The following is an 8,741-nucleotide window of genomic DNA, read 5'->3' on the forward strand; positions in this document are numbered from 1 at the left end:
GATTGGAGGTGATGTTGTGAAGGGTATCGTTATGGAGGTTGACGGAAAAGATTTGGTTGTCATGAAGAAAAATGGTGAATTCATCAAGATGAAGAAAGAAAGCCAAAGCGCTCGCGTTGGGCAGGAGATAAGTGTCCGAAGCGAAAAAGCCGGACGCAAAGGAACTGCCAGGCGCTTGACGGCACTGGCGGCATCATTTCTCCTTTTCTTCGGTGCGGGAGCCGGAGGCTACGCATACTATGCTCCGAAGGGCTATGTCGATGTGGACATCAACCCGGGCATCGAGTTGGACTACAACATGTTTGACAAGGTAATAAGGGTCACGGGAGTCAACGGGGACGGCGAGGATGTGCTTGAAACAGCCGGAAACCTCAAGAACAAGGGCGTGGGAACGGCCGTCAAGATGATACTCGAAGCAGCGGAGGAAAAGGAATTTATCAAGGACGGGTCGGAAAACTTCGTAAATCTGCTTGTAAGTGGCAGAAACAAGTCTGAAAACCTTGAAAAGGCCAAGAACGCGATTAAGAACTATCATGCCGAAACCGGTCTGCAATTTACATATACTGCAGAAACGGGAACAATGGAAAAATACAAAGCCTTCAAGGCCGAGGCCGCGGGTCTCGAAATAACCCCCGGAAAGCTGAATCTATTGAAGAAAGTCTACGGAGAAAATGAAGAAACGGAGAGAAACAGGAACGGCGACACAGAGCCCTTGGGAATCAAGCCCTTTGCGGATTTTGCCAAAGGCAATAAGGATTTGTCTGTGAAGGAAATAATGCAGACATTCAATAGGGGCAATGGAAACGGAACCCTTAAGGATAAAGGCAATGAAGAAGATGAAACCGGCGATGTCATAGATTCAAATGATGAAACCGGCAACGAAGAAAGCGGAAACCCCGGGAAAGGCAATAGTTCCGGGAAGGGAAACAAATAAGGAGGAAGATGAATCATGAGAAAATTGACAGCATTTGTATTGATATTCATGTTGATGTTATCGACAGTCGCGGTGGGTTATGCGGCACCTAAGGGGGGATTCACGCCCCCGGGACAGGCAAAAAAGATGGTGATATTTGAAGATGTGGCTGATGACTATTGGGCAGCTTCAACCATATACGAACTCGCGGGGAGCGGAATGCTGAAGGGCTACGGGAACGGAAAGTTTATGCCTAACAAGCCCGTTACCAAATTGGAATCCTTGGTTATGATTTATGAAGCGGCAAACGGTGAAGGCAAAGACTCTGAAACCGGAGATTACGGATTGTACAAGGGACCGGATTGGGGAAAAGGTTATTATGCCTGGGCCGGTAGAAATGGTGTTTTCGGAGATTCTGCGAAGCTTTTCAATGCCAATGCGGCCATAACTAGGGCGGAATTCGCATTCTATGCGGCAAACCTTAATGTGAATGACGATCAATTTGATTGGGATTCTTTTGGAAACAATGAAAGCAGATTCGATGATGAAGAGGAACTGGGTGTATACAAAGAACAAATTAGATGGATGAATAGGAACGGTCTCATGATAGGCGACGACGAGAATATGTTCCACGGAGGAGGCGCCCTCAAACGCGCCGAGGCTGCAATGGTTATGCATAGGCTCACATTCTTCGACTACGGAGAGGTTTCAGATCCTTATGCCACAATCTATGTCGAAAAAGAGGCCGGATGCATTACGAGTCTCGACCCTGAAATAGAGATTCGTTTCAGCGAGTTCGTATTCGATGATGATGATGAAAACGGCGAGGAATTCAATGAGTCCAATGCGGATGTTGTAATCTTTTTCGAGGATGCAAATGATGATTCGGTTGTATTTACAGTAACTGATATCGAGCGTACCGCAACCAAGGGAATTTGGACAATAGAGCCGGATGAAGATCTTAAATTGGACGAGGAATACACCATATGGCTCGACTATGAAAATATTTTTGACGAAGCAGGAAATGAGCTTAAGGGCGACGCAGAAGAGATCTTCTGGACCTGCGAATCCTATGACATGACAGCCAGTTACGATGTAGACGAAACGTTCTCAGATGACTGGATTGGTTTCACAATCAATGTTGATGGCAACGATGACAAGGAGAATCATGTCAAAATAGTTTTCAACTTTGAAGACATTCCCGAGTGGTTAGAAATACAGTATGATGATGGCGGTTGGAAAGAAATGACTAAAGATGGAGATACTTGTATATATCCTGAATTTACACTTGAAGATGAAGACGAAACAATCGGGTTCAGGGCATATATTTCGACTCCGGGTGCATACGTGATTCCTGTTGAATTCATTGATACAGAAGCTGACCCAGGAGAGGAAGTTCTTTTCACCATTGACATGGAAATGGGTCGTGTGACTTTGGCCGATGGTTCTAGAGGCGTAGCCGGAAACGGAGTGATTTATGAGCTTTCGTCCGGTACAGCATACAGGGTTACCGAAATAGATGACGGGGACAAGACAGTATATTACACTAACTCTGAAGGCGAGCTTGAAGAGGGATTTGAGGACATGGAAGCCCTTGACGATGTCGAAATGATTATCGGCCTCGACAACTCTCTTGAATATTTGGTCGAAGTTGAAACAGAATAAGCGATATATGCTTTAAAATCAAATCAGTCTGACCGGACGGGAAACCGTCCGGTTTTATGTTTTGCAAAATTTCAACAGGGTACATATGAAAAAGGACAATAAAAAACAAGGAGGCATTTCTATGACAACCATCATGGGCGTCCGCATCGCGGACAGAGAAAAGAACGCCAAAACAGTACAAAACATTCTTACGGAATACGGCTGCTATATAAAGACCCGTTTGGGACTTCATGAAGCCGTCAATGCTTGCAGCAGTTCCGGAATCATACTCCTGGAATTCGTTGAAAATACTGACGAATATTCCAGGGAGCTAATGGGCAAGCTTCAGGCAATCGACAGCGTTACGGTCAAGACGATGATTTTCTAGGGATTCTTTACGGGAAAGGAGACAAACATCTATGTATGAAAAGGAAATGATGGCTATAAAAACTGCCATAATAAACGAAGTTGAGGGATATGAATTTTACAAAATGGCCGCGGACAAGGCCATGGACGAGGAAACCAAAAATGCTTTTCTCGAGCTTGCCGAGCAGGAAAAGATGCATATTGATTGGCTAAATGATTTCAAGTGCTCCATGGACGAAGGAAATGTATGCGATTTCAATCTCGACAAACTCAAGGATGCTCCATCCCCTAAAATATTCAAATGGGAAAACCTAGACAGAAAGTCGGCTGGAATAGCTGTATCGGTTTACGGGATAGGAATGCAAATGGAAAAAGCTTCTGTGGAATTTTACAAAGGACATGCCGAAAAAACAGAAGTGAAAGAAATGAAGAAGCTTTTCAATGTTCTTGCGGAATGGGAACAAACCCATTACGAACAATTTGCAGTGCAATACGATATGCTTAAGGAAAATTGGTGGTCGGAGCAGAATTACGCGCCATTTTAGGTGTTTTTTCGCAGGTAGGCGGGATTGAAGAATATCATTCATTCTTTCAACCCGCCCTTTTGATTGAGGGATACCAGAAGTTCGAATATCTATGCTTAATTTACTTACATAGCACAAATGGAACTGATTTAATACAGAATGAAATAGGCAGCATGAGCGGAGCCAAGATAGTTAAATTTGACGATAATGATTTTTATCCAGAAATAAGGGATGAGTTCTGAAAATTGATTAAGGATTCACCTGGTTTTAAAATACTAAAATAGTAAATACAAATAGTTCCTACTGGACATTCAGCGCAGACACATGATCGGAAGAAATTCTGGCTGTGTCTGCTTTTATGTGCCTGGCATGGGACAATTTAATCTTGAGGGTTTAAGGGGTTCGGAGTACTGGCTCAGCGATGACCTTTGAGACGACCGCATACTGTTCCTCGAAATAGCTGACAAAAGCCTTCGCCAATGGACAGTGGGAGGCATGCTCCACTCACTGGGTTTCGTTGCTGCGTTGAACTAGAGCATTTTCATCAGTCTGGGGGTTGGAGAATTGCATTTGGAATATTTAATGATAAAATGGAATAGGATGGTAAGGATTGTAGAATTTAAAGTGATACTATCAATCAAAACGAACCGGCCTCATTGATTTGTGAATGATACTCTATTTGTGTACCATTTGGGGTGCGGACATTTTTTGGACTTACTCATGCAGCCAAACCAATATTACGTCTATAAGCTACGAGATTCATTGCTCCGAGAGACATTATGAAAGTTGGAATTTTACAGAAAAAGCTTAAGCAAAACACTTGTTTGGTTAGAACGAATTTTGTACACTTATTATGATTAATGATACTCTTAGATTCAGGAAATACTCTAAGAAAATAGGTAGTCAGGATGTCTTGAATGTAAGTATATTATGGAGGCAAGTTCTTATGGGAAATAAAATTCAATTATTTGAAAACAAAAAGATTCGTACTGAGTGGGATGCAGAAAAAGGGAATTGGTATTTTTCAATAGTGGATGTTATAGATGTTTTAACGGAGAGTAAAGAACCAAGAAGATATTGGAGTGATTTGAAAATTAAGTTGAAAAATGAAGGAAATGAAACGTACGATAAAATCGTACAGTTGAAAATGACTGCAGTTGATGGAAAAATGAGAAAGACAGACGTTGCTGATACGGAACAACTTTTGCGTATTATTCAATCAATTCCATCGCCTAAAGCAGAACCATTTAAAATGTGGTTAGCTCGTGTAGGAAGTGAGAGGATAGATGAAACCATAGATCCTGAACTTACTATAGATAGAGCGTTGGAAACATATCTTAAAAAGGGGTACTCACGCGAGTGGATAAACCAAAGACTGCAGACAATCCAAGTGCGAAAAGAATTAACTGATGAATGGGATGATAGAGGAGTAAAACAGGGAATTGAATACGCAATACTTACAGATGAAATTACAAAAGCATGGGCAGGATTAAATACAAGACAATACAAACATTTCAAAGGAATTAAAAAAGAAAATTTAAGAGATAATATGTCTACATTAGAGCTTGTACTAAATATGTTAGCAGAAGCTACAACTACAGAGCTTTCAAAAAATATTAAACCTAAAAATTTTGATGAGAATAGAGAAGTAGCAATAAAAGGTGGTAGTATAGCAGGTAATGCTCGTAAGGAAATTGAAAATACTACAGGAAAAACTGTTCTTACAGAAAAGAATTCTGTTGATTTTACCAAGGTCATAACAGATATACTTTATGATGATAAGGATAAGGACAAGTAGGAAATATTACGATTTTTTCGCACAATATCGCTTGTATATGTTCTATTCAGGCCGCTAAGTTCTGCTAGCAGAATGGGAACGCACCCATTACGAACAATTTGCTGCGCAATACGAGATGCTTAAGGATAATTGGTGGTCGGAGCAGAATTACGCGCCATTTTAGGATTAGGAACAATAATCTAGACGGTATAGGCTCATTTGAAGATAACTGTTTTTTCAGAAATTATTGACAATATTTTCTTTTTATGATAATATGCACATGTGCTTGACACAAATATATTAAGTTTTGGAGGATTTGCAAATGAAATTAGGTACAGTTAAATGGTTTAACGCAGAAAAAGGATTCGGTTTTCTCTCAATTGAAGGTGAAGATGATGTTTTTGTACATTACTCAGCTATAGAGATGGACGGATTCAAAACATTGGATGAAGGACAAGAAGTTCAATTCGAAGTTGTTCAAGGCGAAAGAGGACCTCAAGCCGCCAATGTTACTAAAGCATAGTTAAGCTTATTATTATATTCAAAGATATAAGACATAAGCAGCGCCATTCCGTGGAGGATGGCGCTTTTATTTTGGCTCTTTGAGAACCGGGAAAACCGGCCTTTTTTTTGTACTGAGTATGAATATCGAGAGGCATACAAGAATGATGCCCATGAATTGAACTGCGTTTAGGCTTTCTCTGAAGAAGACAATAGATACGATTATGGCTACGGCAACTTCTATTGAGCTTATAACACCCGCCTTTGATGCTTCTATTCCCTTGCTCATTCCTGTGTAATAGAAAATGTATGGCAAGGCTGTCGACACAGATGCCAGAAGTGCCAAATTGAGTATCTTGCCGGTTGAAACGGAAAAAGTCAGGGCATTGTTGAAATATGCAACAGGGATGAAGAAGATGCATCCGAAAAGCATGGAGTAGAAGGTGAGTGTGTATGGGCTTGTTCCGGAAGGGATGCTCTTGCTTATTATAGGGAACATGGCATAGCTGAGTCCCGAAAGAAGTCCGAATAATATGCCTGAAAGACTAAGGTTGCTTAAAATCAGATTACCGCCTGTTACTGTAAAGAAGCAGCCGCCTAGACAGCAAATAAGGGCGACGATTTTTTTGGGGGAAAGCGATTCCTTGTAAAGTATCCTTGCGAGTATGATTGCAAATACAGGGGACGTATACATTAGGATTACGGCAAGGCTGAGAGGATTCATATCGATTGATTTGAAGTAGGAGTAATTGAAAAGCATTTGGCTGATAAGTCCTATGGCCAATGTTTTTGATAGGGCATTCCTGCCTATTTTAAAGCCTGCGGATGGTTTGAACATGATGACGAGAGCGAGAAATGCAGTCCCTATAAGCATTCTGTAAAAAACCGTTTCATAGGGAGTCAGGCCAAGTTTGTATAAATTTTTTACAAAGAGGCCTATGAAACCCCAGCAGCTACCGGCTAAGATTATGTAAAAAGATCCATTTCTCGAAGGGTTTTTCATTGTTTTTATCCTTTCCACAGCTTTTCAAACATATCTATACTGCACCATTCTACCACTAATTATATATATAAAAATAAGAAAAATCCCGGTTTCCCGGGATTTTTCTTTAGGCATCGTACATCACAATATGCGGTGCTTAAATAATTATCTTAGCAATTGCAGGTGCAACTGCTGCAGGAGCATTCGCATGCGTCCAAAGCTTGACAGATGCTGCTTTCGCAAAGGTCATTGTCTATTTTGTCAACGATTTTGCCGTCTTTGACAACAACAAGGCATGGGAAAGTGTCTACTCCAAGTTTTTCTGCGATTCCCTTTGATTTGTAAACGTCAACGGGAGTGCAAACATAGCCTTCGCGGTCCAAACCTATTTGTTGTACCTTTGGAAGTAATTCGCGGCTTGCTTCGTCGATTCCATTGTAAATATAAACAAGGTTGTCTATATCGTTTCTAAGGATATAACTCTTGAACTGCTCTTCTTCAGAAATAAATTTTTCTGCGCTGAAACCGGCAACGGCTCCATCGCCTACTGCTGTTGCAACTTGCCTGAGGAATTTCTCTCGTACATCGCCTACGGAGTAAACACCTGCCAGGTTTGTTTCCATTTTTTCATTTGTGAGGATATATCCTCGGTTGGTCATATCGATTTGGCCTTTGAACATTTCCGTGTTAGGGATGTATCCGATGAATTCAAAGCAGCTGTCAACCTTGACTGGAATAAGTTCTTCAGTCTTGAGGTTCTTTAGAACTACATACTCAAGTTCGTCTTCACCCCTAAATTCATGAGTAACTGTGTTCCAAATGAATTCCATCTTCGGGTTGTCGAGAGCAGCGGCTTTAGCGATTTCGTTGCAGTCCATCTTGCCATTGTCATGCATTACCGAAACAATTACCTTGTCTGCAAACTTAGTAAGGAACATTCCTTCTTCAATAGCTGCGTCTCCGCTTCCTATCACCATTACAGTCTTGCCTGTGTTTGATGCGGCGTCGCATGTTGCGCAGAAAGAAATGCCTTTGTCGAAGAGATACTTGTCTTCGTTGATGGCGCCTGTGATTCTAGGTCTTCCTCCGGAAGCGATTATTACTACTTTTGCTTCGAATTTGTTTCTGAATGTCTCTACAACCTTTACTTCGCCAGCCAAATCAACGCTTTTAACATCTGTCAATTTGAATTCTACTCCGAATTTTTTTGTTTGCTTGTGGAAAAGTTCCATCAGTCCGCCGCCGCTTGTGCCTTCGGGGAATCCCGGGTAGTTTTCCATTTCGTTGGTGTATGTGGCGAGTCCGCCAACAAGCGATTTTTCTATAAGCAATGTCTTGAGACGAGCTCTACCGCTGTATATTCCGGCGGTGAGTCCGGCGGCACCGCCTCCGATGATTACTACATCATATTGTTCAACTTTTTTCTCTCGAGCCATGTGAACCTCCCTGTGTCATTGTTGTCCTATAATATTTACATAAAGTACTTTACTAGCAATTTACTGCCTACGACTGCCCCGAAGAACATGAAGAATGCGAATACCCATCCTGAAAGTGAAAGGGAAGCAATACCACTGTAAAGAGCTCCGATGTTGCAACCATATGCGATTCTTGCGCCGTAACCCATCATGAGCCCGCCGAGTACCGCGGCTACAACTTGCTTTTTGCTTTTGATTTTTTTGATTTTGAATTGAGAAGCGGCATACGATGCGAACAATGCACCGAATATGATGCCGATATTTCTCATTGATGGAGCATGGTTGAGAATTCCAGCTTCAAGAGTTGCCTGAGCACCGTTGCTGCTGAAATAATACCATTTGTCTACACTTCCGCCTACGGCCTCGTAAATCCAAGCACCCCAGTTTGCAAGTACGCCTGAAACACCCCATGGATTACGAGGCCACTGAAAAACTAAGATAATAATAATTGTTAAGAAAAATAACCACATAAGCACAAAAAGGTATTTTTATACTTATGTCGAATAATACATATAGAAGGATAATATTTATAACGAAAGGAATTCTATATGATTAAACC

9 protein-coding genes are annotated in these 8,741 nt (G+C 41.5%); 6 read left to right on the top strand and 3 right to left on the bottom strand.

Annotated elements, in window-relative coordinates; translation table 11 throughout:
• Nucleotides 1–16 precede the first annotated feature (16 nt).
• From JJE29_08395 to JJE29_08420, 6 genes are all read left to right on the top strand, one after another.
• On the top strand, nt 17–934 hold the full coding sequence (locus tag JJE29_08395; protein ID MBK5252633.1) for an anti-sigma factor domain-containing protein: 918 nt from the start codon (nt 17–19) through the stop codon (nt 932–934).
• Nucleotides 935–949: 15 nt separating this feature from the next.
• A complete protein-coding gene (locus JJE29_08400) occupies nt 950–2,578 on the top strand; it encodes an S-layer homology domain-containing protein (protein MBK5252634.1) in 1,629 nt (542 codons plus the stop codon).
• Nucleotides 2,579–2,699: 121 nt separating this feature from the next.
• Nucleotides 2,700–2,945, top strand: coding sequence for a hypothetical protein (locus tag JJE29_08405; GenBank protein MBK5252635.1), 246 nt, complete (start codon nt 2,700–2,702; stop codon nt 2,943–2,945).
• Between the two features lie 31 nt (nt 2,946–2,976).
• Nucleotides 2,977–3,468, top strand: a complete 492-nt coding sequence (locus JJE29_08410) for a ferritin family protein (GenBank protein MBK5252636.1) — start codon at nt 2,977–2,979, stop codon at nt 3,466–3,468.
• 925 nt (nt 3,469–4,393) lie between these two features.
• On the top strand, nt 4,394–5,245 hold the full coding sequence (locus JJE29_08415) for a Bro-N domain-containing protein (GenBank protein MBK5252637.1): 852 nt from the start codon (nt 4,394–4,396) through the stop codon (nt 5,243–5,245).
• Nucleotides 5,246–5,546: 301 nt separating this feature from the next.
• A complete protein-coding gene (locus JJE29_08420) occupies nt 5,547–5,747 on the top strand; it encodes a cold-shock protein (GenBank protein MBK5252638.1) in 201 nt (66 codons plus the stop codon).
• 66 nt (nt 5,748–5,813) lie between these two features.
• Here JJE29_08420 and JJE29_08425 read toward each other — a convergent pair whose 3' ends face one another.
• From JJE29_08425 to JJE29_08435, 3 genes are all read right to left on the bottom strand, one after another.
• The gene (locus JJE29_08425; GenBank protein MBK5252639.1) at nt 5,814–6,728 is read right to left on the bottom strand and encodes an EamA family transporter; all 915 of its coding nucleotides are present in this window, start codon (nt 6,726–6,728) and stop codon (nt 5,814–5,816) included.
• Between the two features lie 149 nt (nt 6,729–6,877).
• Entirely contained in the window at nt 6,878–8,143 is a 1,266-nt protein-coding gene (locus JJE29_08430) for an FAD-dependent oxidoreductase (GenBank protein MBK5252640.1), read from the bottom strand.
• 35 nt (nt 8,144–8,178) lie between these two features.
• Nucleotides 8,179–8,652, bottom strand: a complete 474-nt coding sequence (locus JJE29_08435) for a YeeE/YedE family protein (protein ID MBK5252641.1) — start codon at nt 8,650–8,652, stop codon at nt 8,179–8,181.
• Between the last annotated feature and the right edge of the window lie 89 nt (nt 8,653–8,741).

It is taken from the genome of Peptostreptococcaceae bacterium (genome assembly GCA_016649995.1).
GTDB lineage: Bacteria > Bacillota > Clostridia > Peptostreptococcales > BM714 > BM714.